The organism is Pseudoclavibacter sp. RFBI5, from assembly GCF_002931395.1.
Classification (GTDB): Bacteria; Actinomycetota; Actinomycetes; order Actinomycetales; family Microbacteriaceae; genus Pseudoclavibacter.
On the sequence record NZ_PSYA01000010.1, the window covers coordinates 704,160 to 726,698 of the forward strand.

The window sequence follows — 22,539 nt, forward strand, 5'->3', positions numbered from 1 at the left end:
AGTTCAGGAAACTCAGAGCCAGACGAAATGGACGAAGATCGAGATCGCGAGAATCGTCGTAGCGACGAGCGCGCACATGAGCTCGATGACCATGCCGAGGCCCAGCGCCTTCACTGCGGTCCAACTCGAGTCGAGGGCTGCGCGGAACTCCCGAACCCTCACGTACTCCGAGGCCACGAGACCGACGGCGAAGCCGATCGGAAGCCCGAACGCCGGCAGCACGAACAGCCCGACGATGCCGACGCCGAGCCCGATGAGCACGGAGCGATTCGGGACCTGCTTCTTGCGCAGACCGCGCCCCGTGAGCACCCAGCCGATGATCATGCCCGTGATGAGCAGAACGGCGCCGATCGCGAACGCAACCCAGACGGGCCAGGAGCCGGCGAAGATCGCCCAGACGAGGAAGCCGATGACGATCGTGATGCTGCCTGGCAGCACGGGAACGATGATGCCGACGATGCCGATGATGGCGAGGACCACGGCGACGATTGCTGCGATCACAGGTGCGCTCATGCCCTCAACCGTACCGGGTTGCCGAGTCCCATCCCTTGGGGGTGCGCTCAGGGTGATGAACGAGAACGGGGGCCGTGCATCCACAGGTGTGGATGCACGGCCCCCGAAGGCCGTCCGCGTGATCAGCGGGACAGCGCGTAGCCGGTCTCGCCGTGCACGACCACGTCGACGCCGGCCACTTCGTCCTCGTGGCGCACCCGGAAGCCGATGGTCTTCTGGATGACCCAGGCCACGAGGAAGCTCACTCCGAACGAGTAGAGGAGGACACCGAGGGAAGCGATGAGCTGGACGATGAGCTGCTCGAACCCGCCACCGGTGAAGAGACCGGTGTCGAAGGCGAACAGGCCGGGCCAGATGGAGCCGACGAGGCCGCCGACGAGGTGCAGGCCCACGACGTCGAGCGAGTCGTCGAAGCCGAGCTTGAACTTCAGCTCGATCGCGAAGGCGCACAGGACACCGGACACGAGGCCGAGCAGCAGCGCCCAGCCGGGCGTCAGCACGGCGCAGGCCGGTGTGATCGCGACCAGGCCGGCGATCGCGCCCGACGCGGCACCGATCGAGGTCGCCTTGCCGTTGCGCAGCTTCTCGACGATGATCCAGCCGAGGATACCCGCGGCGGGAGCTGCGATCGTGTTGATGAAGAGCAGTCCGGGTCCCGGGAACTCGGTGCCCTCGAGGTCGCCCCACGCCGCGCCGACGTTGAAGCCGAACCAGCCGAACCAGAGGATCGCGGTTCCGAGGAGGACAAGAGGAACGTTGTGGGGCTGCGTGATGCCCTTGCCGAAGCCGACGCGCTTGCCGAGGACAAGAGCGAGGGCCAGCGCGGCCGCTCCGGCGTTGATGTGCACCGCCGTGCCACCCGCGTAGTCGATGACCTCGACACCCTCGAAGCCGAGCTGCGCGCCGAGCTGCATGATCCAGCCACCGCCCCAGACCCAGGCAGCGACGGGGAAGTACACGAACGTCGCGAAGATGCCGGCGAAGAGCATCCAGGCACCGAACTTGGCTCGGTCTGCGATGGCTCCCGAGATGAGAGCAGTGGTGATGATGGCGAAGGTGCCGCCGTACGCCGCACCGGCGGTCGCGTTGCTGTCCTGGATCAGGTTGGTGAGCGCGAAGTCGGAGAGGGGGTCTCCCGCGAACTGGAAGAAGGAATCTCCCGAGACGGCCGACATGTTGTAGCCGTAGAGGATCCAGAGCACTGCGACGAGGCCGAGGGCCCCGAACGAGAGCATCATCATGCTCACGACGCTCTTTTCCTTCACCATGCCGCCGTAGAAGAGGGCGAGTCCTGGTGTCATGAAGAGCACAAGCGCTGCGCTGATCATCAGCCAGGCGGTTCCACCGGTATCCATTGCATCCTCGCTTTCGCCACCCGTGCTGCGACCTGGAGGCCGCGTCGTCGTGACACGGAGTGGGGAGATGCAATGAGTCTGCGCAAGGCGCGTGTCAGCGATGGGGCGGGACCGTTTCCATCATGTTTCGGAGCGGCCCGGTGTGTTACGAGTCTGTGTCGCGAGCGTCATCGCGCCACCGGAGGCGTGGCACGGGACGCGCCCGTCACACGGAGGCGGTCTGCTCCTGCGCAGTCGAGGCGATGAGCCTGGAGACGCAGCGCAGGTACTTCTTCCGGTAGCCGCCGTCGATCATCCCGCCGCCGAAGATCCGGTCGAGGGCGAGCCCAGAAGCCGCGATGGGGATCTGCGCGTCATAGACGCGGTCGATGAAGGCGACGAAGCGGAGGGCCTCAGCCTGGTCGGTCAGCTCGTGCACATCGCTGAGGGCGAGGAGGTCGATGTCCTCGACGAGCCGGACGTACTTGGACGGATGCACGGTGGCGAGGTGCTGCACGAGGTCGTCGAAGCCGTCGTACGCGACGGACCTGCCGTCGGCGACCGCGTCTTCCACCAGCGAGTCGAGGCGCTCCGGCGGCGTGACGGCGGCGTGGCCGGACATGTCGCGGCGCCGGTAGTCGGTCCCGTCGATGCGCAGGGTGTCGAAGACGTCGGCCAGCTTCGTGATCTCGCGGAGGAAGTCCGAGGCCGCGAAGCGACCCTCGCCTAGTGCGTTCGGCGGGGTGTTGCTCGTCGCGGCGATGCTCGTACCCGAGTCGACGAGCTCACCGAGGAGTCTGGACATGACCATCGTGTCGCCCGGGTCGTCGAGCTCGAACTCGTCGATGGCGATGAGGCTGGTGCCCCGCAGTGAGCGGACCGCCTCTGCATAGCCGAGGGCGCCCACGAGCGCGGTGTACTCGATGAAGGTGCCGAAGTACTTGCGTCCCGGGTGCGCGTGCCAGATCGAGGCGAGCAGGTGCGTCTTGCCGACGCCGAAGCCGCCGTCGAGATAGATGCCGGGCTTGACGGGCGGTGCCTTCTTGAGGAAGCCGAAGAGGCCCTTGCTCCCGGACGCGGGAGCTGCCTTCACTCCGGCGAAGCGCTCCCCCGCCTCAACGGCAGCGGCCTGGGACGGGTACTCGGGATCGGGCCGGTACGTGGCGAACTTGGCGGCGTCGAACTGCCTGGGGGGCACGAGGTCCTTCACCATCTCTGCCGCCGTGACGGTCGGTGAGAGTTCGGTCAGGTGCAGCAAGCGGCCTACGCCCACGGAGTCCTCGTACTTTCCAGTGAATAATGCCCGGTGCGGGCTCCTGCAGATCCTACCGCCAGCCGCCCAGCTGCGCGTCGTCAGGGCACCTGCCCGGTACCGTGGTGGCATGCACGACGTCACGCTTCCGGAATCCCTCGATCTGCTCCGCGAGGAGCTGCTCGAGGTATCACCCCGCGACCGCCTCGAACTCCTCGCCGAGATCGGTGCAGAGCTCCCCGGCGTCGACCCCGGTGACACTGCGTCGTTCGAGCGCGTCATCGAGTGTCAGTCGCCCGTCTTCTTCGACGTCTCGTTGACCCCGGAGCGGCGTGTGCGCCTGCGCATCTCCGTTCCACCCGGCGCGCCGATGACACGGGGCTTCGCGGCTGCGCTTGTCCAGGGCGTGGATGGGCAGCAACCGGAGGCTCTCCTGGGGCTTCCCGAGGATCTCCCGGGAGCCCTCGGGCTCACGGATCTGGTCTCACCGCTGCGACGAAGCGGCATGGTGGCCCTGCAGGCGCGGGCGAAGCGCCAGCTGCTCGAGCTCCTCTCGGCGGACGGACGCTCCTAGAAGGTCGCCAGCCACTCGTCCAACGACTGCTCCCATCTCCCGCTGTCGACGTTCCAGAGCCGCGTGTGCAGTGCCCGTTCGAACTCCCGATAGGTGACGAGGTCCGGGCGCCGCCTGGCGAGCTCCCGGCTCGCATCGACCGGCACAACCGTGTCGCCACTCGAGTGGAAGAGCAGGATGGGCACCGTCAGCTCGGCGAGCCGATCAAGGATCTCCAGCTTCGAGAGCGGAATCGGCGCTTCCAGGCCGAGGAGGGGCCGCGCGAGCGGGCTGCCGATGAGCCAGATGCCGAGTGCGGTCACGAATCGAGGGAGCCGCATGGCCGATCCCTGATAACGAAGGATCGATCGCCAGCTCAACGCGGGAGACTCGAGGAAGATGCCCGCGATGAGCTTCCGGTGTCGCGCGTTGAGGGCCGCCTGCATGACCGTGCCCCCGCCCATCGACCACCCGACGAGGATGATGCGCCGAGCACCCCTGGACACGGCCCAGTCCATCGCCGATTCGACGTCGCGCCACTCCGTGGCTCCCAGACCGAACTTGCCGTCTGGCGAGGGCGGCGCCAGAGCGTCGTTGCGGTAGCTCACGACGAGCGAGTTCCAGCCTCGACCGCGGAAGAGCGGAACGGCCCGGAGGGGCTCCGTCATGACCGCACCGCGACCGTGGACGTGGATCGCCCACGAGTCGCTGGCCTGAGCCGCGGGGATGAGCCAGGCTGGCATCGCACCGAGTGGCGTCTGCACATCGACCCAGCGCCAGGGCAGGTTGAGGTCCCGAACCCACAGCTGCGGCGCGGATGCCAGGCGCACGGACCGCACCCGCTCGAGCTGCGCGCCCTGCTCCCCCCAGAAGCGCCTCGTGACGGTGCGCTCTGACTCGTCGACCACTGCACCCACGTTGGCGCGACCCGTCTCTGCCGCGAAGACGAGGCTGTAGTGCCCGGGAGCGGCCGTCTCCGGCGTGCGCGCGAGCGTGACGGTGCCCGCCTGCTTGTCGACGCCGAGCAGGCGGACCGGATCCTTGCGGCGTCGCGGCGGGGTGACGACTGCGCGCGCGACCATGGTTGAGGCGGTCGCGACGACGGCGCCGAGTCCCACGACGAGAGCGCCGAGCGAGGCTGCGGCGAATTTCGTCGCCGACGACGACGACTCGGTTGAGGCACGTTTTGCGGCACACATCACGTCGATGATGACGCAACCCGGCCGTGAACACGCCGGACGGGCGACGTTCCGACACGGCGCGCCTGATCTGCGGAGCCCAGGGCCAGGCCTAGTCTCGTCGCGTGGTTGTCCCGTTGCATCGATCCGCCCCGGAGTTCGAGGCCGCCGTAGAGGCGGTCCGTGCGGCCGAGTTCCGCTCTGCCCTCACGGTGAGCGAGATCCGCCCCCCGGCGAACCTGGCCCCCGAGTCGCTCGCCCTCTCCGGAGACGTGCGGCCTACTGCTCACGCGAGCGATTCCGAGCTCGGAACCGGCAGGTTCATCCTGCTGCACGACGAGAGCGAGCCAGAAGCCTGGCGCGGCGCCTTCCGCGTCGTGTGCTTCGCCCAGGCTCCCCTCGAACCCGAGATCGGCGTCGACCCCTTCCTCGCGCCCGTTGCCTGGTCGTGGCTCATGGATGCCCTCGAGTCCAGAGGCGCGGCCTTCGAGCACCCGTCCGGCACGGCGACGACCATCAACGGTCGAGGCTTCGGCGAGCTCGAAGACCAGGGCGAGGGCGCCCAGATCGAACTCCGCGCATCCTGGACCCCACGGGAGACGGACCTCGCGGCTCACGCTGAAGCCTGGGGCGAGCTGCTCTGCCTGCTGGCGGGCATGCCCCCGGAGACCGAGGCCGACGACGGAGTCCAGGTTCTCCAGCACTTGAGGAAGGCGAAAGATGGGGCTTGATGCCGACCGTCTGAAAGCTGGCGGACTGGAGGTGATCGAGACCGAAGCGCAGTTGCAGGCGGCACTCGATCGTCTCGCCGCCGGCACAGGACCCGTAGCCGTGGACGCGGAGCGCGCATCCGGATACCGATACTCGGAGCGCGCCTACCTGGTGCAGCTCTACCGGCGAGGGAGCGGCACGCTCCTCATCGATCCCATCGCGACGGGATCGCTCGCGCGGCTGCAGGAGATCATCGGCGACGAGGAGTGGATCTTCCACGCGGCGACACAGGATCTTCCGTGCCTCCGCGAGCTCGATCTCGACCCGAGCCTCATCTTCGACACCGAGCTCGCGGCGAGGCTCCTCGGGTACGAGCGAGTCGGGCTCGGCGCCGTCATCGAGCGCCTGCTCGGCATCTCGCTCGAGAAGGCGCACTCAGCCGCCGACTGGTCGACTCGCCCACTGCCGGAAACCTGGCTCGCGTACGCTGCGCTCGACGTGGAGCTGCTCATCGACGTCAGGGACCAGCTCCACCAGGAGCTCATCGACGCCGAGAAGCTCGATGCCGCCCGCGAGGAGTTCGCGGACATCCTCACTCGCGAGCTGGGGGTCAAGAAGCCGGACCCGTGGCGTCGGATCGGCGGCATCAGCCGGCTCCGCAGCCCGAGGGCCCTCGCTGTGGCGAGGGAGCTCTGGCTCTCTCGCGACGAGGCGGCGCGCAGTACCGACACCGCCCCTGGGCGACTCTTCCCGGACCGAGCGCTCGCAGCGGTCGCGACAGCCATGCCCCGCACTCGAGGCGAGCTGGCACGCTTGAAGGAATTCACCGGACGCGCATCCCGAACCCAGCTCGACCGCTGGTGGGGTGCCGTCGAGCGCGGCCTCACGACCGAGGAGCTGCCTCCGCAGGCGCCACGGGACCCGGACCGCATGCCGCACCACCGCCAGTGGGAGCAGCGCTCCCCCGAGGCGGACCGTCGGCTGAAGCTCGCGCGCGAGTTCCTCGTCGCCCACGCTGAGACCCTCCACATGCCGGTTGAGAACCTGCTCACGCCGGAGCTGCTGCGGCGAGCCGCCTGGGTCCCGCGTCAGCCTGTCTCCGCCGACGCCGTCGCCGAGCACCTGCGCGAGCTCGGCGCACGGGCCTGGCAGACCAGCGAGGTTGCACAGGGAATCGCCTCGGCTTTTGTAGAAGCTGACCAATTGACTTCCGTGCAGAACGACGAGGATTCGTAGCTTCACACGACGCATTGGCTTCCGATCAGGCGAGCATCCATAGGATGACCGAGTCAATAGATGCTTGGAGGCAGTGTGGCCAATCGAGAAGTGTTGTTCATCGACGGCGTTCGAACCCCATTCGGACGTGCGGGCGAGAAGGGCATGTACTGGAAGACCCGTGCGGATGACCTCGCAGTCAAGGCGATCAAGGGTCTCCTCGACCGGAACCCGCAGATCCCGCACGAACGCTACGACGACGTCGCCATCGCCGCGACGACCCAGCAGGGCGACCAGGGACTGACGCTCGGCCGATCCACGGCGATCCTCGCTGGACTTCCGAACACCGTTCCCGGCCTCGCCATCGACCGCATGTGCGCTGGCGCCATGACGGCCGTCACCACCATGGGGTCCGGCATCGGCTTCGGGGCCTACGACGTCACCATCGCCGGCGGCGTCGAGCACATGGGCAGGCACCCGCTCGGCATCGGCGCAGACCCCAACCCGCGCTTCGTCGCCGAGCAGCTCGTCAGCGGTGACGCCCTGAACATGGGCAAGACCGCCGAGCGACTCCACGATCGATTCCCGCAGCTCACACGCGAACGCAGCGACCGCTACGCGATGCGCAGCCAGCAGAAGGCCGCTGCCGCCTACGAGAACGGCCAGCTGCAGCCGGACCTCATCCCCGTCGCCATCGAATCCGAAGCGGGCTGGGGTCTTGCGACCCGCGACGAGACGCTCCGACCAGAGACGAACATGGCGACGCTCTCGACGCTGAAGACCCCGTTCCGCCCGCACGGCCGAGTGACGGCCGGAAATGCCAGCGGGCTCAACGACGGGGCCACGGCCGCCATCCTGGCCTCGAGCGCCGCCGCGAAGGAGTTCGGCCTCGCCCCGAAGATGCGCATGGTGACGTTCGCGTTCGCCGGAGTGCAGCCCGAGGTCATGGGTCTCGGGCCCGTGCCCTCGACCGAGAAGGCCCTCGATCGCGCCGGCATGACGATCGACGACATCGGACTCTTCGAGCTCAACGAGGCCTTCGCCGTCCAGGTGCTGTCGTTCCTCGACCACTACGGCATCGACGACGACGACCCCTCGGTCAACCCGTACGGTGGAGCCATTGCCATCGGGCATCCCCTTGCATCCTCAGGTGTCCGCCTCATGACGCAGCTCGCGAAGCAGTTCGAGGAGCACCCGGAGGTTCGCTTCGGCCTGACCGCGATGTGCGTCGGACTCGGACAGGGCGGCACGGTCATCTGGGAGAACCCGAACTGGAACGGCAAGTCGCACGCACGCCGAGGCTTCGGCAAGAAGGGACGCTGAGCACCATGGCAACCGATCTTCGAGCACGCTACGCTCCCCTGCTCGCCATGAGCACCGACGAGGTCGTGACGCACTCGCTCGTCCGTGACGTCACGCTGCCGAGCGGCCGCACGCTGGCCCTCATCACCCTCGACAACGGCCACGACTACACGCGCCCGAACACGCTCGGACCGGAGACGCTCGCCCAACTCGGCGAGGTCCTCTCCGGCCTGCGCGCCCGCGCCTCCTCCCATGACATCCATGCGGTTGCGATCACGGGCAAGCGCTTCAACTTCGCAGCCGGAGCTGATCTCTCCAACGTGGGATCGATCCCGAGCCGAGAGGTCGCGCTCCTCCTCGCGAGGCTCGGCCATGAGGTGCTCGGCTCCCTCGGCAAGCTCGGCGTACCCAGCTTCACGTTCTACAACGGACTCGCGCTCGGAGGCGGCGTCGAGATCGGGCTCAACTCCGACTACCGCACGGTCGACGCGACCGTTCCGGCATTCGCCCTGCCCGAGACCTTCCTCGGCCTCGTTCCGGGCTGGGGAGGCGCGAGCATCCTCCCGAATCTCATCGGCATCGAGAACGCCCTCAAGGTCATCATCGAGAATCCGCTCAAGCAGAACCGGATGCTCAAGGGACCCCAGGTGGCGGAGCTCGGCATCGCCGACGCGATCTTCCCGAGCTTGAACTTCCTGGAGGACTCGCTGGCCTGGGCCGACAAGGTCATCGGCGGAGACATCGAGGTCAAGCGGCCGAACGCTCCCGGACGCCTCGAGCGCCTCGCGAAGTGGGATCTCGCGATCAGCATCGCCAGGAAGTCGCTTGAGGAGAAGCTCGGCACCGTCGCGCTCGCTCCCTACCGCGCACTCGAGCTGCTGAAGCTCGCGAAGGGCGACGACCGGGAGAAGGGCTTCGCCGCGGAGGACGAGGCCCTGGCCGACCTCATCTCCGGCGACCAGTTTGTGGCCTCGATCTACGCCTTCAACCTGGTGCAGAAGCGTGCGAAGCGCCCCGCAGGCGCCCCGGACAAGGCCCTCGCTCGCCGCATCGACAAGGTCGGCGTCATCGGTGCCGGCCTCATGGCGACACAGTTCGCGACGCTCTTCGTGCGCCGCCTGAAGGTGCCGGTCGTCATCACCGATCTCGACCAGGCTCGCGTCGACACGGGAGTCGCGGCCATCCGGCGCGAGCTCGAGAAGCTGCACGAGAAGGGGCGGATCGAGAACGACGAGTACGGCCGACTGATCGGCCTCGTCCACGGCACGACCGACCGGAGCGAGTTCGCGGACTGCGACTGGGTCATCGAGGCGGTCTTCGAGGAGCTGGGCGTCAAGCAGCAGGTCTTTGCGGACTTCGAGAAGATCGTGGGACCCGAGACCGTTCTCGCCACGAACACCTCCTCCCTCTCGGTCGCGGAGATCGGCGCTCAGCTCGAACACCCGGGGCGCCTCGTGGGCTTCCACTTCTTCAACCCCGTCGCGCAGATGCCGCTCATCGAGGTCGTGCGGACCGACAGCACCGACGACGCGACGCTGGCGACGGCGATGGCAACCGCGAAGAACCTCAAGAAGACCGCCGTCATCACCAGGGATGCGCCAGGATTCGTCGTCAACCGCGTCCTCGCCAAGGTCCTTGGCGAGGCCATGAACGCGGTCGACACCGGCACCTCGTTCGAGACCGTCGACCACGCGCTCGACAGGATCGGCCTCCCGATGACACCGTTCGAGCTGCTCGAGCTGGTGGGGCTCAAGGTCGGCGCCCACGTGCTCGACACGCATCACAAGGCGTTCCCTGATCGGTTCTTCGAGTCCGAGAACCTCCACAGGCTGGCCGACTACGGCAAGCTGTACGACCGTGACGGCAAGGGCCGCGTGAAGGGCTTCGACAAGAAGGCCGTGCAGATCGTCGCGGGTGGCAAGACGCCGATGACCGCCGCCTCATTCGCCGACCGCGTCGAGGTCGGCCTCGCCGACGAGATCAAGCGGATGCTCGATGAGCAGGTCGTTGCGGGGCCGGAGGATATCGACCTGTGCCTCATCCTGGGAGCTGGCTACCCGTTCCAGGCGGGAGGCATCACGCCCTACCTCGACCGGGTCGGAGCCTCCCAGAAGGCGTTCGGAGGCACCTTCCATACGCCGCCGATCCGCGGAGCCGCGGCGCACTGACCCCGTCAGCTGACAATGAAGGCGCCTCCTCCCCGAAGCTCGGGTGAGGAGGCGCCTTCGTGTCGTGGGGTCGTCGTCAGTGCTTGGCGTGGTACTTGACAGGCTCTGGGAGCCCGGCCTCGGCGCGGATACGGCGCGAGAGCCGCTCGAGCGAGGTGAGCGCGGCGATGACATCGTCGGACGTCACCGCGAACGGCATGTTGTGGATCGTCTCCCCCGCCACGGTCGCGGCCTCGGCGACGAGCCGCAGCTCGTGCTTGTCGTCGGTGGAGAGCCCGATCTCCGTGAGCGTCGTCGGAAGCCCGAGCTTCGTGGTGAAGACGATGAAATCGCGGATCTCCTCCGCGGGAGCCCCCTCGAGGATGAGCTGAGCGATCGATCCGATGTTGACCTTCTCGCCGTGCTGCAGGCCATGCGTCTGCGGGGCGGCTGTCAGCCCGTTGTGGATCGCGTGGGCGGCAGCGAGCCCACCTGACTCGAAGCCGAGTCCCGAGAGCAGCGTGTTCGCCTCGATGGCGCGCTCGAGAGCCGGCGTCACCACGCCGTCCTCAACGGCGTCCAGCGCGGTCGCCGCGTTCTCCCAGAGGACGTCCCAGCTGAGCTTCGCGAGGGCCGTTCCGGTCTGCGTGGGCAGCCCACCCGCCATCGTGCTCGCGTTGGAGCGGCTCGTCGCACGGGCCTCGAGCCAGGTGGCCAGCGCATCGCCGAAACCAGCCACGAGGAACCGTGCGGGTGCATCCGCCACGAGCTGGGAGTCGATGAGCACGAGGTCGGGGTTGCGCGGGAAGAAGCGGTACTCCTCGAACTCCCCTGCCTCCGTGTAGATGACGGCGAGCGCCGAGGTCGGCGCGTCGGTGGATGCGACTGTGGGGACACTCACCCATCGGACGCCAGCGAGGTGGCCCGCGGCCTTCGCGGCGTCGATCGTGCTGCCTCCACCGACGGCGACGATCACGTCGCTGCCGCTCGCCGTGATGACCTCGACGATGCGGTCGATCTCTCCCGAGGAGGCGACGCCGTTGAAGCGCTCGCGCGGGACCTCGGCCTCTCCCCCGGTGAACGAGGTCGAGAGGCGCTCCCCGAGGAGGTCCCAGACGAAGTCGTCCGCGAGCAGCAGCGGGGTGGACCCGATCTGCGCGACGAACTCCCCGAGCCGTGCAAGTGCGCCCTTGCCCTGCACATAGCGGCCTGGGCTCAGTACGGTGCGGATGGGAATCTCAGTGCTCATGCGGAACTCCTTCGTCGTGGGAAATCGCTCCAACGGTATCGACCGGAGATGCACGCGCACAGCGCCCGTACTCAGCGAGGGAGGACGCGAATCGTGTACGACGCCGAAGGGCGGAGCCTCTCGGCTCCGCCCTTCGGTTCTGCGCTGCGCCCGCTACGCCGTGGCGAGCTGGCGGAGCACGTACTGCAGGATTCCGCCGTTGCGGTAGTAGTCGGCTTCACCGGGGGTGTCGATGCGCACGACAGCATCGAACTCGATCGTCTGCTTGCCCTCGGGCGAGTCAGAGGTGGGCTCAGCGATAACGTGCACCGTCTTGGGCGTGGAGCCATCGTTGAGCTTCTCGATGCCCTGGATCGAGATCGACTCCGTGCCATCGAGGCCGAGCGATGCCCAGCTCTCGCCTGCCGGGAACTGCAGCGGGACGACACCCATGCCGATGAGGTTCGAGCGGTGGATGCGCTCGAAGCTCTCGACGATGACGGCGCGGACGCCGAGCAGGCTCGTGCCCTTGGCAGCCCAGTCGCGAGAAGAGCCGGAGCCGTACTCCTTGCCACCGAGGACGACCAGCGGCGTGCCGGACTCCGCGTAGTTCTGCGCGGCGTCGTAGATGAACGACTGCGGGCCGTCGGGCTGCGTGAAGTCACGCGTGTAGCCGCCCTCGACGCCGTCGAGGAGCTGGTTCTTGAGGCGGATGTTCGCGAACGTTCCACGGATCATGATCTCGTGGTTGCCGCGACGCGAGCCGTAGGAGTTGAAGTCCTTGCGGCCGACGCCGTGCTCCGTCAGGTACTTTCCGGCGGGACTGTCTGCCTTGATCGATCCAGCAGGGCTGATGTGGTCGGTCGTGACCGAGTCGCCGAGCTTGGCGAGCACACGCGCGCTCTTGATGTCGGTGACCGGCGTGAGCTCCATGACCATGCCATCGAAGTACGGGGGCTTCCGGACGTACGTCGACTGGTCATCCCACTCGAACGTGGCGCCGGTGGGCGTGGGGAGCGAGCGCCAGCGCTCGTCGCCGTCGAAGACCGCGCCGTACTCGCGCGTGAACATGTCCGTGTCGATGGACGTGTCGATCGTGGACTGCACCTCGTCTGCGGTCGGCCAGATCTCGCTGAGGAAGACGTCCTTGCCGTCGGAGTCCTTGCCGAGCGCCTGCGTCTCGAAGTCGAAGTCCATCGTTCCGGCGAGCGCGTAGGCGATGACCAGCGGCGGCGAAGCCAGGTAGTTCATCTTCACGTCGGGGTTGATGCGACCCTCGAAGTTGCGGTTTCCGGAGAGGACAGCGGTGACGGCGAGGTCGTTGTCGTTGATCGCCTCGGAGATCTCCTCGTTGAGGGGACCAGAGTTGCCGATGCACGTCGTGCAGCCGTATCCGACCGTGTAGAAGCCGAGCGCCTCGAGCGAGTCGGTGAGTCCGGCCTTCTCGTAGTAGTTCGTGACGACCTTCGAGCCGGGGGCGAGCGTGGTCTTGACCCACGGCTTCGCCTTCAGGCCGCGCTCGCTCGCCTTCTTGGCGAGAAGACCCGCCGCGAGCATGACCGACGGGTTGGAGGTGTTGGTGCAGCTCGTGATGGCCGCGATGGCGACCGAGCCGTGGTCGATCGTGTAGCTCTGGCCGTCAGCACCCTGCACCTGGACCGGCTTGCGGTCGTGCGAGAAGGTCGGCGCCGTCTGCTGCTCGCGGACGTCGGAGTCCTCGGAGGTCGGCGTGAGCTTGGCGGGGTCTGACGCCGGGAAGCTGTCCTCTCCGGCGACGTCGACGAGTCCGAAGTCTTCCGCCGTGTAGTCGTTGAGGTCGGCGCCGAACTGGCCCTTGGCCTTGGACAGCTCGATGCGGTCCTGCGGGCGGCGGGGGCCGGCGATCGACGGGACGACGGTCGAGAGGTCGAGCTCGAGGTACTCCGAGTAGGAGAGCTCCTTGCTCGGGTCGTGCCAGAGGTGCTGCTCCTTGGCGTACGCCTCGACGAGCTTGACCTGCTCCTCGCTGCGGCCCGTGAGGCGCAGGTAGCTGAGGGTCTCGTCGTCGATCGGGAACATGGCGGCCGTCGAGCCGAACTCGGGGCTCATGTTGCCGATCGTGGCGCGGTTGGCGAGCGGCACTGCGCCGACACCTTCGCCGTAGAACTCGACGAACTTGCCGACGACGCCGTGCTTGCGCAGGAGGTCGGTGATCGTGAGGACGACGTCGGTCGCGGTGACGCCCATGGGGATCTGGCCCTTGAGCTTGAAGCCGACGACCTTCGGGATGAGCATCGACACGGGCTGGCCGAGCATGGCCGCCTCTGCCTCGATGCCGCCGACGCCCCAGCCGAGCACGCCGAGTCCGTTGACCATCGTGGTGTGGGAGTCGGTGCCGACGAGGGTGTCCGGGTACGCCTGCAGCACGCCGCCCACCTCGCGGACGAAGGTGACGCGCGCCAGGTACTCGATGTTGACCTGGTGGACGATGCCCGTTCCCGGGGGGACGACCTTGAAGTCCTCGAAGGCGGTCTGGCCCCAGCGGAGGAACTGGTAGCGCTCGCCGTTGCGCTGGTACTCGATCTCGACGTTGCGCTCGAGCGCGTCGGCCTGACCGAAGAGGTCGGCGATGACCGAGTGGTCGATGACGAGCTCAGCGGGAGCGAGCGGGTTGACCTTCTCGGGGTCACCGCCCAGCTGGGTCACGGCCTCGCGCATGGTGGCGAGGTCGACTATGCAGGGAACACCGGTGAAGTCCTGGAGGACGACACGCGCTGGCGAGAACTGGATCTCGGTGTCCGGGTCTGCCGAAGGCACCCACGAACCGAGCTTCTGGATCTGCTCTGCGGTCACATTCGCGCCGTCTTCGGTGCGGAGGAGGTTCTCGAGGAGAACCTTGAGGCTGAAGGGGAGTTTCTCGAACCCCTCAACCTTGTCGATGCGGAAGATCTCGTACTCGGTGCCGTCGACACTGAGCGTGTCTTTGGCTCCGAAGCTGTTGACTGCGGTCACGTCTCGGCTCCTTCTTTGCAACTCTGGGTGCGCGGCCCGCGCCCAGCAATCATCTCGCGTCTCGCCGTGGCTTGCCTCGAAGGTGATCCTGAGTTGATCGAGACGCTTTTATCTTGACATCAAGATACTTTACCTGGTTCACTCTGCTCTCCCGACCGGGACGCACTCAGGAGCGCCCGGACGAAGAGCACCGTCACGACCAGGACGACGGCATACATGGGGGTGCCCATGAGCAGCCGGGCGAGGCCGAGCGCCTCGACGTTGCCGGCGAAGTAGAGCGGCAGCTGCACGACGAGTCGAAGCGCGAAGAAGCCGACCCACACGAGCGTGATGACGGACATCCACCGCAGCATCGCGCGGTCCTGGCGCCAGCTCGACCCCTGCCCGGTGATGAGCCCCGTGACCAGCCCGATGACGGGCCAGCGGACGAGGACCGAGACGAGCAGAGCCGCACCGTAGGCGGCGTTGGTGTAGAACCCGACGAGGTAGAAGTTCTCGCCCCTGCCCGTCGTCATCGCGAGGATGCCGGAGATCAGGAGCGCGACGAGGCCCGAGATCGCGGGAACGACGGGCTCCTTCTGCACTGCGCGGACCACGATGAAGAGGAGACCGAGGACCGCCGGCGCGAGGACGGCGATCCACAGCTCGGTGCCGAGGGTGAACAGCACGAGGAACACGATGCCAGGAAGCAGTGTCTCGACCAGGCCGCGAACACCGCCCATGGCAGCCAGGAGCGACGCGCCGGAGATGCCGCCCTCCGTGAGCCTGCCGAGCGACGACGACTTCGCGGCGTCTTCCAGCTTGCGCCTGTTGGGCGCGTCGGCGGAGGGCTCTGCCTGCTCGGGCCGTTCGTCCTCGGGCAGCGTCATGCCTGCTCTGCCTCCCCGGATGCGGCGTCCTCGGTTGCCGTCTTCGACGTCGGGTCGGCCATGGCCTTCGGGACGACGAGCGTCAGGAGCTCACGTGGCGGCAGCGGGGCATCACCGCGGACGACGACGACACTCCTGAACAGCTCGACGAGCTCGACGCGGGTGGCCTCGTCGCGCAACGCCTTGCCCGTCAGGACGCCTCGGAGGAACCAGCGAGGACCATCGACGCCGAAGAAGCGCGCGGACCTGGTCTGGTTCGACGCAGCACCCTTGATGACGACCGGGATCTTCGTGTCGAGGACGGGGCCGAGGATGCCCTCCACCTCTTCCGCCGTTCCGCCCTGCTTGCGGACCTGCTCGGCGAGCTGGGCCATGATCGAGTGCCAGAGGCCGGTGGACCGTGGCGCTGCGAACGCCTGGATCTGCATGGTCGACTCCTTGTAGTCGAGGGCGACGGCGACGAGTCGCTTCGTCTTCTCCTCGACCTCGAGCCGGAGCCCGAGTCCTTCGCGCGCCGGGATGCGCAGCGCCCCCAGGTCCACGTAGCGCTTCGCGGGGCTCGCCTCGGAGATATCGAAGGGCCCGCGGGTCTCGCGATCGTCAGGCGCGGACTTCGCGTCCATGTCCTCGTCGTCTTCGAGCTCAACCGCGTCGTCGAGTTCTTCCTCGTCGATGCCGTCATCGTCGACGGTGAGCTTATCGGCCTTCTCAGGCTTCTCTTCTTCCTTCTTGAGGAAATCAAACAGTCCCATTGGGTGCCTCCTGGTCAGACGAATAGCCGGTGGAGCCGAAGCCGCCCTCTCCACGCTGCGAGGCGGAGAGCTGCTCGGTCTGGATGAAACGCACTGGCGCGAGCTGCATGACCACGAGCTGCGCGATCCGGTCGCCTGCCGCGATGGCGTAGCTCTCGGACGAATCGGTGTTGAGCATGATCACCTTCACCTCACCCCGATAGCCGGAGTCGATGGTGCCAGGCGCGTTGACGAGCGTTATGCCGTGCTTCGCCGCCAGCCCCGAGCGCGGCATCACGAAGCCGACGGTTCCCGCCGGAAGCTCGAGTCGAACTCCCGTGCCCACGACGGCGCGCTGGCCGGGGGCGAGAGTGACGGATTCGGTCGCGATCAGGTCGGCCCCGGCGTCGCCTGGCTGGGCGAACGTGGGGAGGACGCCCGAGACGGGCACATCTATGGCAATGCTCACCGTACGAGCCTAGCCGAGGCGTGACCGGATCGTGATCTGACAGCGGCGCACGACAAAGCGTGATGCAATATCTCCATGCCTGTCTTCCACGAGCGCTTGTGGCCAGCCGCGTGGGTGTACGCCGTCGGCTTCCTCATGGTGCCCGCCGTCATCCTCGTGTTCACGCCGATCAACTTCTGGATCGGTGCGGCCATCGCAGTGACGCTCTACGCCGCGTTCCTCACGCTCGTCCTCGCCTACTCGCCCATCATCGAGGTCACGGCGACCCAGGTCCGGGTCGCGGGCGCCCACGTGCCACTGAGCTTCACCGGGCAGTGCCTCCCCCACACGACCCGTGAGCGTGCTCGTCTCGCCGCGGGCCCCCAGCTGGACCTGCGTGCCTGGCTGTGCATCCGCGGCTGGATCCCGACCTCGCTCACGATCGAGATCACCGACGACGCGGACCCGGTCCCCTACTGGCTCATCTCGACGCGTCGGCCCACCGAGCTCGCGGCTGCCATCACCGAGGCTCGGGCCGTGAACAGGCGTCAGACGAGCTGATGCAGCGGGACGCGCCCGTCGCTCGACCCTGAGCCGCGTTCCCCTGGTCTCACCGACAGACGACCGAAGCCGCATCCCTGAGGATGCGGCTTCGGTCGTGTGCTCTGCCTTCGATCAGGCGGTTGCGCAGTCGTGGCAGATCGGCCCGAGGGCCGAGCTCTTCTCGAGCTGCGAGCGGTGCTTGACGAGGAAGCACTCGACGCAGGTGAACTCGTCGGCCTGCGGCGGGATCACCACGGTCTCGAGTTCAACGTCTGCGAGGTCTGCTGCAGAGAGGTCGAAGCTGCCGGGGTTGTCCGCATCTTCGGCGTCAACGCTGCCGGAGAGACGATCCGGCACTCGCTCCTTCAGCGCCTCGATGGACTCTGCGTCATCGTCGGTCTTGCGAGGTGCGTCGTAGTCGGTCGCCATACCTATCCAAATCTCTTCAATGGGGGGGAACTCCCCCAGGCGCGGCAATTGTGCACGACTCAGGGGTGAAACTCAAACCGAAGTGAGCAGTGTTCGCGCGGAGCGAGATCGAATACTCGCCTGAGTTGGACGGCGCGCCCCGGGGCTCCCCGATTCCGCCCTCGTCACGTGTGATGCTGTGGCGCAGGAATCGGCAACGCCAAGGAGTACGAGCATGCATGAGCTCAGATTCATCGACCTGGATGAAGGTGCCCTCGTCGTGTCCGGAGATGACGGCCAGCGCTTCCGCGTCGTGATCGACGAAGCGCTCCGCGACGCGCTGCGCCCGCGCATCTCCACTCGCGTCGACGCGCCGAAGGTGCCTCCGCGGGCCATCCAGCAGCTCATCCGCGCCGGGAAGACGATCGACGAGGTCATCGAGCTCACTGGGGCAGCCCGTGAGGACGTGGTCCGCTTCGAGGGACCGGTTCGCGCCGAGCGCGACTACCTCGTGCGCCAGGCGCGCGCGGTCACCGTCCGGCTGAAGACCGACACCGACCCCCTCGGCCAGGACGGCACGAGCTTCGGCGAGGTCATCGACGACCGCCTCGAGGCGTCCTCGGCGGCCGCGGTGATTTGGGATGCCTGGAAGGACGACGAAGAGGGCTGGAGAATCGGCCTGTCGTTCGCCGTGGACGAGATCTCGCGAGAAGCGCTGTGGGGCTTCGAGCCGAAGACGCAGGCGCTCACCCCTCTGAACCCGACGGCGACGATGCTCTCGCAGCAGGGCGAGCCCGCGTCGCTCGGCAGCCCCCGGCTCCGCGCCGTCATGGAGTCCCCGCAGCGTGAAGCCTCACCGGCACCCTCCGTGGAGCCGGTGAGCAAGGAGCCGGTCTCGTGGATCGGTGCCGCGGCGTCACGGCTCGAGCGAGCGACCGAGCAGCAGCACCACGAGACGGCGGATCTCCTCGAGGCCCTCCGGCGACGTCGCGGGGAGCGCGTCCCGCAGTCCTTCGAGGACGACGCCGAGGACGGCGATGATCAGGACTCAGGGCGCGAGAGCGACGATGCTCACTCGACAGCGTCCGAGCAGACGCCCGTCAAGCTCCTCACTCCCCGAGTTCGGGACGAGGACAGCTTCGAGACGGAGACCATCGAGCCGAGCGATCTCGGCTCAGGTGGTGTGCGGGCAGTCGACGTCCCGCTCGACGGACTCGATGACCCCAAGCACGAGGCGCACGAACCCGCACCGTCGAAGCACTCGTCGAAGCGCACCGGGCGCGCCGCGATGCCGAGCTGGGACGAGATCGTCTTCGGGACCCGCAGCGACGAGTAGCGACGCGTCTCAGCGCGTGAAGGCCCCCGCGCGGATGAGTGGGACGATCGTCTCTTCCGGAGTGATCGATCCATGCTGGCCGACGACGAGCCTTGCACCTGACTGCATCGAAGCGGCGTAGAACGTGACTCCCTTCGTCGCCGCGACGACGACATCGCCGATTCGCTTTGCAGCGACGGGGTCGACATTCGGTCCGTACCACCCGTCGGAGACCGCCTCCTGCCGCGTGACGATCGTGGCGCGCGCACCCTGGGATGCGATCCACCTGTCGCGCAGGTCTCCCGCCGCGTCCGCCGGCGCTCCCGGCTCGAGGTAGAGGTGGCGAAGCCGTGGCTCGCCCGCCATGGCGAGCACGCCGTCGAAGAGCGGGTCGTCGTCGTCGACATCGATCTGGCGATGCCTGGGGATGTCGATCATGCCGTGGTCGGCAGTGACGAGGATGCCGGTGCCGGCATCCACTCCCCTGGCGAGTCCGTCGAAGGCCGCGTCGAGCTCCTCCAGGCGTGCCAGCCAGGCGTCCGACTCCCAGCCATGGGCGTGCCCCGCCTGGTCGAGCTCCGCGTTGTACAGGTAGATGAGCGCGCGAGGGTGGTCGTCGAGTGCCCGCAGCGTGACCTCGACCCGCTCCTGCATCGTGCCGCCCTCAAGGTAGAGGGCACCACGGAGGGAGGCGTGCGTGAGGCCGGAGTCGCGGTACTGCGGCATGCCCACGACGATGCTCTGCACCTCGGAGCCCCCGTCACGCAGCTCCTCGAAGATCGTGCGGCGCAGCTGCCAGGTTGCGGGGTCCATCCCGTCCCCCCAGCCCGAGAGCTGGTTGCGGATGACCCCAGCAGCCCGGTCGAAGAGGGAGTAGCCGAGCAGCCCGTGCTCACCGGCTCGAGTCGCCGTCGTGAGCGAGGTGATCCCCGCGACGGTGGTCGACGGGAACGAGAAGGCGGTGTCCTTCTTGCGCCAGTCCGCCGTGAGGCGCCTGGCGTGCCCCGTGCGGGCGCGGAGCATCGAGGCTCCGAGCCCGTCGACGAGCATGACCACGACCGAGCGGGTCTCCGGCAGCCCGAGGGACCCGGTCTCACCCCGCAGAGAAGCGAGCGAATTCGGCAACACGTCGGAGAGCGTCGGGCGACCGCTCGCCGCGCTGAATAGCATGGACGACATCCGTCCCAGTCTCCCACAGGGGCGCCGAGCACGACCCTCCCGACAGGTGACATGAGTACAACACGCAACGACGACTCCGCTTCGATGAGCGAGCAGCGCATCGAGGACATCGACGTCTCGACAGAGATGCAGTCCTCTTTCCTCGAGTACGCGTACTCGGTCATCTACGCGAGAGCGCTCCCGGACGCGCGCGACGGCCTGAAGCCGGTCCAGCGGCGCATCCTCTACCAGATGGCCGAGATGGGGCTCCGACCCGACCGGGGGCACGTGAAGTCGGCGCGCGTCGTGGGCGAGGTCATGGGACGCCTCCACCCCCACGGCGACACCGCCATCTACGATGCGCTCGTGCGCATGGCCCAGGGCTTCGTGCAGCGCGTGCCGACGATCGATGGGCACGGCAACTTCGGATCGCTCGATGACGGCCCGGCAGCCCCGCGCTACACGGAGGCTCGCCTCGATGCCGCCGCTCTGGCGCTCACCGCGGAGCTCGACGAGGACGTCGTCGACTTCGTGCCGAACTACGACAACTCGACCACGCAGCCCGAAGTGCTTCCTGCTGCCTGGCCGCATCTCCTCGTCAACGGAGCGAGTGGCATCGCGGTGGGCATGGCCACGAACATGGCGCCGCACAACCTCGGAGAGGTGATCGCGGGGGCGCTGCACCTGCTCGAGAACCCCGGTGCGACGCTCGAGGAGATCATGCAGTTCATCCCGGGCCCGGACCTGCCGTCCGGCGCGCGGATCACGGGCCTCGACGGCATCAGGGATGCGTACGCGGGAGGTCGCGGATCATTCCGGACGCGTGCCACAGCGAGCGTGGAACGGGTGACGGCCCGCAAGTCGGGCATCGTCGTGACCGAACTCCCCTACATGGTGGGACCCGAGAAGGTCATCGAGAAGATCAAGGACGGCGTCCAGGCGAAGAAGCTCGCCGGAATCAGCGACGTCGCCGACCTCACCGACCGCAAGCACGGCCTGCGCCTCGTCATCGAGATCAAGACCGGATTCGACCCAGACGCCGTGCTCGAGCAGCTGTACCGGCACACGCCCCTCGAGGACATGTTCCACATCAACAACGTGGCGCTGGTCAACGGGGGTCCGCAGACGCTCGGCCTCATCGAGCTGCTCCGCGTGTACCTCGACCACCGCATCCAGGTGGTGCGCAGGCGAAGCGCCTTCCGGCTCGCGCGGAGGCTCGAGCGCCTGCACCTCGTCGAGGGCCTCCTGGTCGCGATCCTCGACATCGACGAGGTCATCCAGATCATCCGGTCGAGCGACGACGCCTCGGCGGCCGGCGAGCGGCTGCGCATCGTCTTCGATCTCTCGGAGCTGCAGTCGGACTACATCCTGGAGCTGCGCCTGCGCCGCCTCACGAAGTTCTCGCGCATCGAGCTCGAGTCGGAGCGCGACCAGCTCAAGCAGGAGATCGCCGAGCTCGAGCGTCTGCTGGGCGACGAGAAGCTGCTGCGCGCGCAGGTCGGCTCCGAGCTCCAGGAGACCAGCGACCGCTTCGCGACGCCGCGACGCACGCTGCTCACCGAGGGCCAGGGCACCCCGCCGAAGCGTGGCAAGGCGATCGAGACCACGCAGCTGCAGCTCGCGGACTCGCCCACCCAGGTACTGCTCTCGACCACGGGGCGGCTCCTCAGGGTCGACACGGCTGACGCGGATGCGCGCCTCCAGCAGCCGTCGAGGCGCAGCAAGCACGACGCTGTGCGCTCCCACGTAACCACGACGGTCCAGGGCGAGCTCGGCGCCGTCACGAACCTCGGGCGGTTGATTCGCGTGCCCGTCGTGGCCCTCCCCTCCAGCCCCCAGGGGTCGGTGCTGCTCTCGGCCGGAGTCAAGGCACACGACTTCATCGGGCTCACGAGCCCCAAGGAGCAGGTCGTCGCGCTCGTGCCCATCGACCAGGAGACGCCGATCGCGCTCGGGACGAAGCTGGGCGTCGTCAAGCGGGTGACGGGCATCGACTTCGGCAAGAACCGAGAGCTCGAGATCATGACGCTCAAGGCCGGGGACGAGGTCGTCGGAGCCGCTCTCGCGTCCGACGAGGATGAGCTGGTCTTCGTGACGGATGACGCGCAGCTGCTGCGCTTCTCGGGGAAGCTCGTTCGTCCGCAGGGCCGTTCCGCGGCCGGCATGGCAGGCATGAAGGTCTCCGACGGCGCCGTGGTCCTCGCGTTCTCCGTCGTCGCGGCGGCCAACGTCGAGATCTGCGAGGTCGCGAGCGTCGCGCGCAACGAGGACGCCCTCGAGGGCACCGACTCGGGCACGGCGAAGGTGTCCAGCCTCAGCGAGTTCCCGGCGAAGGGGCGCGCGACCGGCGGGGTCCGGGCCCAGCGGCTCCTGCGCGGGGAGCGACGCCTCAGCGCCGCCTGGGTCGGCCCGGGCGCCCCGTTCGGCAACGCGCGTGATGGTGCGATCCGCGCCCTCCCGACGGGCGGCGCGAAGCGCGACGCGTCTGGCACGCCACTCGACCAGGTCGTCGACCTCATCGGACGCGGCATCGGAGACCCGACACCACTCGCCGACGCCGACGCCGCCGCCGACGCGTCGTCAGCCGAGAGCAGCCCTGAGACACCGGCGACAGACTGAGCTGCTGCGCGCAGCATGCCAGAG

General features: G+C 67.8%; 19 protein-coding genes. 8 read left to right on the forward strand and 11 right to left on the reverse strand.

All coding sequences use genetic code 11. The features are described 5' to 3' along the window. Positions 1 to 12: 12 nt before the first annotated feature. The 3 genes from C5E06_RS10225 to zapE all read right to left on the reverse strand — a co-directional run bounded on the left by C5E06_RS10225 (position 13) and on the right by zapE (position 3,060). Positions 13 to 513, reverse strand: a complete 501-nt coding sequence (locus C5E06_RS10225) for a DUF456 domain-containing protein (protein WP_104306820.1) — start codon at positions 511 to 513, stop codon at positions 13 to 15. A gap of 122 nt (positions 514 to 635) precedes the next feature. Beyond that, on the reverse strand, positions 636 to 1,868 hold the full coding sequence (locus tag C5E06_RS10230) for an ammonium transporter (protein WP_104241336.1): 1,233 nt from the start codon (positions 1,866 to 1,868) through the stop codon (positions 636 to 638). A 205-nt stretch (positions 1,869 to 2,073) separates the two neighbouring features. Further along, the gene (gene zapE / locus C5E06_RS10235) at positions 2,074 to 3,060 is read right to left on the reverse strand and encodes a cell division protein ZapE (protein ID WP_104341194.1); all 987 of its coding nucleotides are present in this window, start codon (positions 3,058 to 3,060) and stop codon (positions 2,074 to 2,076) included. 169 nt (positions 3,061 to 3,229) lie between these two features. Between zapE and C5E06_RS10240 the strand changes: the two genes are divergently transcribed. Then, complete coding sequence (locus C5E06_RS10240; RefSeq protein WP_104241337.1) at positions 3,230 to 3,673, forward strand: SufE family protein; 444 nt, start codon at positions 3,230 to 3,232, stop codon at positions 3,671 to 3,673. Here C5E06_RS10240 and C5E06_RS10245 read toward each other — a convergent pair. Then, positions 3,670 to 4,851, reverse strand: a complete 1,182-nt coding sequence (locus C5E06_RS10245) for an alpha/beta hydrolase (RefSeq protein ID WP_104306822.1) — start codon at positions 4,849 to 4,851, stop codon at positions 3,670 to 3,672. The genes C5E06_RS10240 and C5E06_RS10245 overlap by 4 nt on opposite strands. 104 nt (positions 4,852 to 4,955) lie before the next feature. Here C5E06_RS10245 and C5E06_RS10250 point away from each other — a divergent pair, with 104 nt between their 5' ends. From C5E06_RS10250 to C5E06_RS10265, 4 genes are all read left to right on the forward strand, one after another. Next, the gene (locus tag C5E06_RS10250) at positions 4,956 to 5,561 is read left to right on the forward strand and encodes a DUF3000 domain-containing protein (RefSeq protein ID WP_104241339.1); all 606 of its coding nucleotides are present in this window, start codon (positions 4,956 to 4,958) and stop codon (positions 5,559 to 5,561) included. After that, a complete protein-coding gene (locus C5E06_RS10255; RefSeq protein ID WP_104241340.1) occupies positions 5,551 to 6,777 on the forward strand; it encodes an HRDC domain-containing protein in 1,227 nt (408 codons plus the stop codon). The genes C5E06_RS10250 and C5E06_RS10255 overlap by 11 nt, the downstream gene beginning before the upstream one ends. Positions 6,778 to 6,852: 75 nt before the next feature. Further along, the gene (locus C5E06_RS10260) at positions 6,853 to 8,079 is read left to right on the forward strand and encodes a thiolase family protein (protein WP_258063782.1); all 1,227 of its coding nucleotides are present in this window, start codon (positions 6,853 to 6,855) and stop codon (positions 8,077 to 8,079) included. 5 nt (positions 8,080 to 8,084) lie between these two features. Continuing rightward, on the forward strand, positions 8,085 to 10,226 hold the full coding sequence (locus C5E06_RS10265) for a 3-hydroxyacyl-CoA dehydrogenase NAD-binding domain-containing protein (RefSeq protein WP_104306823.1): 2,142 nt from the start codon (positions 8,085 to 8,087) through the stop codon (positions 10,224 to 10,226). Between the two features lie 76 nt (positions 10,227 to 10,302). Here the strand turns inward: C5E06_RS10265 and C5E06_RS10270 are convergent, their stop codons facing one another. From C5E06_RS10270 to dut, 5 genes are all read right to left on the reverse strand, one after another. Then, positions 10,303 to 11,454 (reverse strand): glycerol dehydrogenase, encoded by a 1,152-nt coding sequence (locus tag C5E06_RS10270; protein WP_104306824.1) that lies wholly within the window; start codon positions 11,452 to 11,454, stop codon positions 10,303 to 10,305. Positions 11,455 to 11,607: 153 nt separating this feature from the next. After that, a complete protein-coding gene (acnA, locus tag C5E06_RS10275; protein WP_104306825.1) occupies positions 11,608 to 14,424 on the reverse strand; it encodes an aconitate hydratase AcnA in 2,817 nt (938 codons plus the stop codon). 119 nt (positions 14,425 to 14,543) lie between these two features. Further along, complete coding sequence (locus C5E06_RS10280; protein ID WP_104241345.1) at positions 14,544 to 15,293, reverse strand: DUF3159 domain-containing protein; 750 nt, start codon at positions 15,291 to 15,293, stop codon at positions 14,544 to 14,546. Beyond that, a complete protein-coding gene (locus C5E06_RS10285; RefSeq protein ID WP_104241346.1) occupies positions 15,290 to 16,045 on the reverse strand; it encodes a DUF3710 domain-containing protein in 756 nt (251 codons plus the stop codon). Before C5E06_RS10285 ends, C5E06_RS10280 begins: the two co-directional genes overlap by 4 nt. After that, positions 16,032 to 16,493: a dUTP diphosphatase gene (gene dut / locus C5E06_RS10290; RefSeq protein WP_201297641.1), complete on the reverse strand. Its 462-nt coding sequence runs from the start codon at positions 16,491 to 16,493 to the stop codon at positions 16,032 to 16,034. The genes C5E06_RS10285 and dut overlap by 14 nt, the downstream gene beginning before the upstream one ends. Before the next feature lie 75 nt (positions 16,494 to 16,568). On the opposite strand from dut, the gene C5E06_RS10295 reads away from it, so the two are divergent. Further along, the gene (locus C5E06_RS10295) at positions 16,569 to 17,033 is read left to right on the forward strand and encodes a DUF3093 domain-containing protein (RefSeq protein WP_104241347.1); all 465 of its coding nucleotides are present in this window, start codon (positions 16,569 to 16,571) and stop codon (positions 17,031 to 17,033) included. Between the two features lie 114 nt (positions 17,034 to 17,147). Here C5E06_RS10295 and C5E06_RS10300 read toward each other — a convergent pair whose 3' ends face one another. Further along, a complete protein-coding gene (locus C5E06_RS10300; RefSeq protein WP_104241348.1) occupies positions 17,148 to 17,444 on the reverse strand; it encodes a DUF4193 domain-containing protein in 297 nt (98 codons plus the stop codon). A gap of 214 nt (positions 17,445 to 17,658) precedes the next feature. Between C5E06_RS10300 and sepH the strand changes: the two genes are divergently transcribed. Further along, complete coding sequence (gene sepH / locus C5E06_RS10305; RefSeq protein ID WP_104306826.1) at positions 17,659 to 18,759, forward strand: septation protein SepH; 1,101 nt, start codon at positions 17,659 to 17,661, stop codon at positions 18,757 to 18,759. A gap of 9 nt (positions 18,760 to 18,768) precedes the next feature. On the opposite strand, the gene C5E06_RS10310 is transcribed toward sepH, so the two are convergent. Continuing rightward, positions 18,769 to 19,917: an alkaline phosphatase family protein gene (locus C5E06_RS10310; protein ID WP_104306827.1), complete on the reverse strand. Its 1,149-nt coding sequence runs from the start codon at positions 19,915 to 19,917 to the stop codon at positions 18,769 to 18,771. 51 nt (positions 19,918 to 19,968) lie between these two features. Here C5E06_RS10310 and C5E06_RS10315 point away from each other — a divergent pair, with 51 nt between their 5' ends. Beyond that, positions 19,969 to 22,515, forward strand: a complete 2,547-nt coding sequence (locus C5E06_RS10315) for a DNA topoisomerase (ATP-hydrolyzing) subunit A (RefSeq protein ID WP_258064740.1) — start codon at positions 19,969 to 19,971, stop codon at positions 22,513 to 22,515. Positions 22,516 to 22,539 lie beyond the last annotated feature (24 nt).

Excerpts from the sequence above, each read along its gene's own strand:
- C5E06_RS10225 (WP_104306820.1), bottom strand. The coding sequence starts at position 513 with ATGAGCGCACCTGTGATCGCAGCAATCGTCGCCGTGGTCCTCGCCATC.
- C5E06_RS10230 (WP_104241336.1), bottom strand. The coding sequence starts at position 1,868 with ATGGATACCGGTGGAACCGCCTGGCTGATGATCAGCGCAGCGCTTGTG.
- zapE (WP_104341194.1), bottom strand. The coding sequence starts at position 3,060 with ATGGTGAAGGACCTCGTGCCCCCCAGGCAGTTCGACGCCGCCAAGTTC.
- C5E06_RS10240 (WP_104241337.1), top strand. The coding sequence starts at position 3,230 with ATGCACGACGTCACGCTTCCGGAATCCCTCGATCTGCTCCGCGAGGAG.
- C5E06_RS10245 (WP_104306822.1), bottom strand. The coding sequence starts at position 4,851 with ATGTGTGCCGCAAAACGTGCCTCAACCGAGTCGTCGTCGTCGGCGACG.
- C5E06_RS10255 (WP_104241340.1), top strand. The coding sequence starts at position 5,551 with ATGGGGCTTGATGCCGACCGTCTGAAAGCTGGCGGACTGGAGGTGATC.
- C5E06_RS10265 (WP_104306823.1), top strand. The coding sequence starts at position 8,085 with ATGGCAACCGATCTTCGAGCACGCTACGCTCCCCTGCTCGCCATGAGC.
- C5E06_RS10270 (WP_104306824.1), bottom strand. The coding sequence starts at position 11,454 with ATGAGCACTGAGATTCCCATCCGCACCGTACTGAGCCCAGGCCGCTAT.
- C5E06_RS10280 (WP_104241345.1), bottom strand. The coding sequence starts at position 15,293 with ATGACGCTGCCCGAGGACGAACGGCCCGAGCAGGCAGAGCCCTCCGCC.
- C5E06_RS10285 (WP_104241346.1), bottom strand. The coding sequence starts at position 16,045 with ATGGGACTGTTTGATTTCCTCAAGAAGGAAGAAGAGAAGCCTGAGAAG.
- C5E06_RS10295 (WP_104241347.1), top strand. The coding sequence starts at position 16,569 with ATGCCTGTCTTCCACGAGCGCTTGTGGCCAGCCGCGTGGGTGTACGCC.
- C5E06_RS10300 (WP_104241348.1), bottom strand. The coding sequence starts at position 17,444 with ATGGCGACCGACTACGACGCACCTCGCAAGACCGACGATGACGCAGAG.
- sepH (WP_104306826.1), top strand. The coding sequence starts at position 17,659 with ATGCATGAGCTCAGATTCATCGACCTGGATGAAGGTGCCCTCGTCGTG.
- C5E06_RS10310 (WP_104306827.1), bottom strand. The coding sequence starts at position 19,917 with ATGTCGTCCATGCTATTCAGCGCGGCGAGCGGTCGCCCGACGCTCTCC.
- C5E06_RS10315 (WP_258064740.1), top strand. The coding sequence starts at position 19,969 with ATGAGTACAACACGCAACGACGACTCCGCTTCGATGAGCGAGCAGCGC.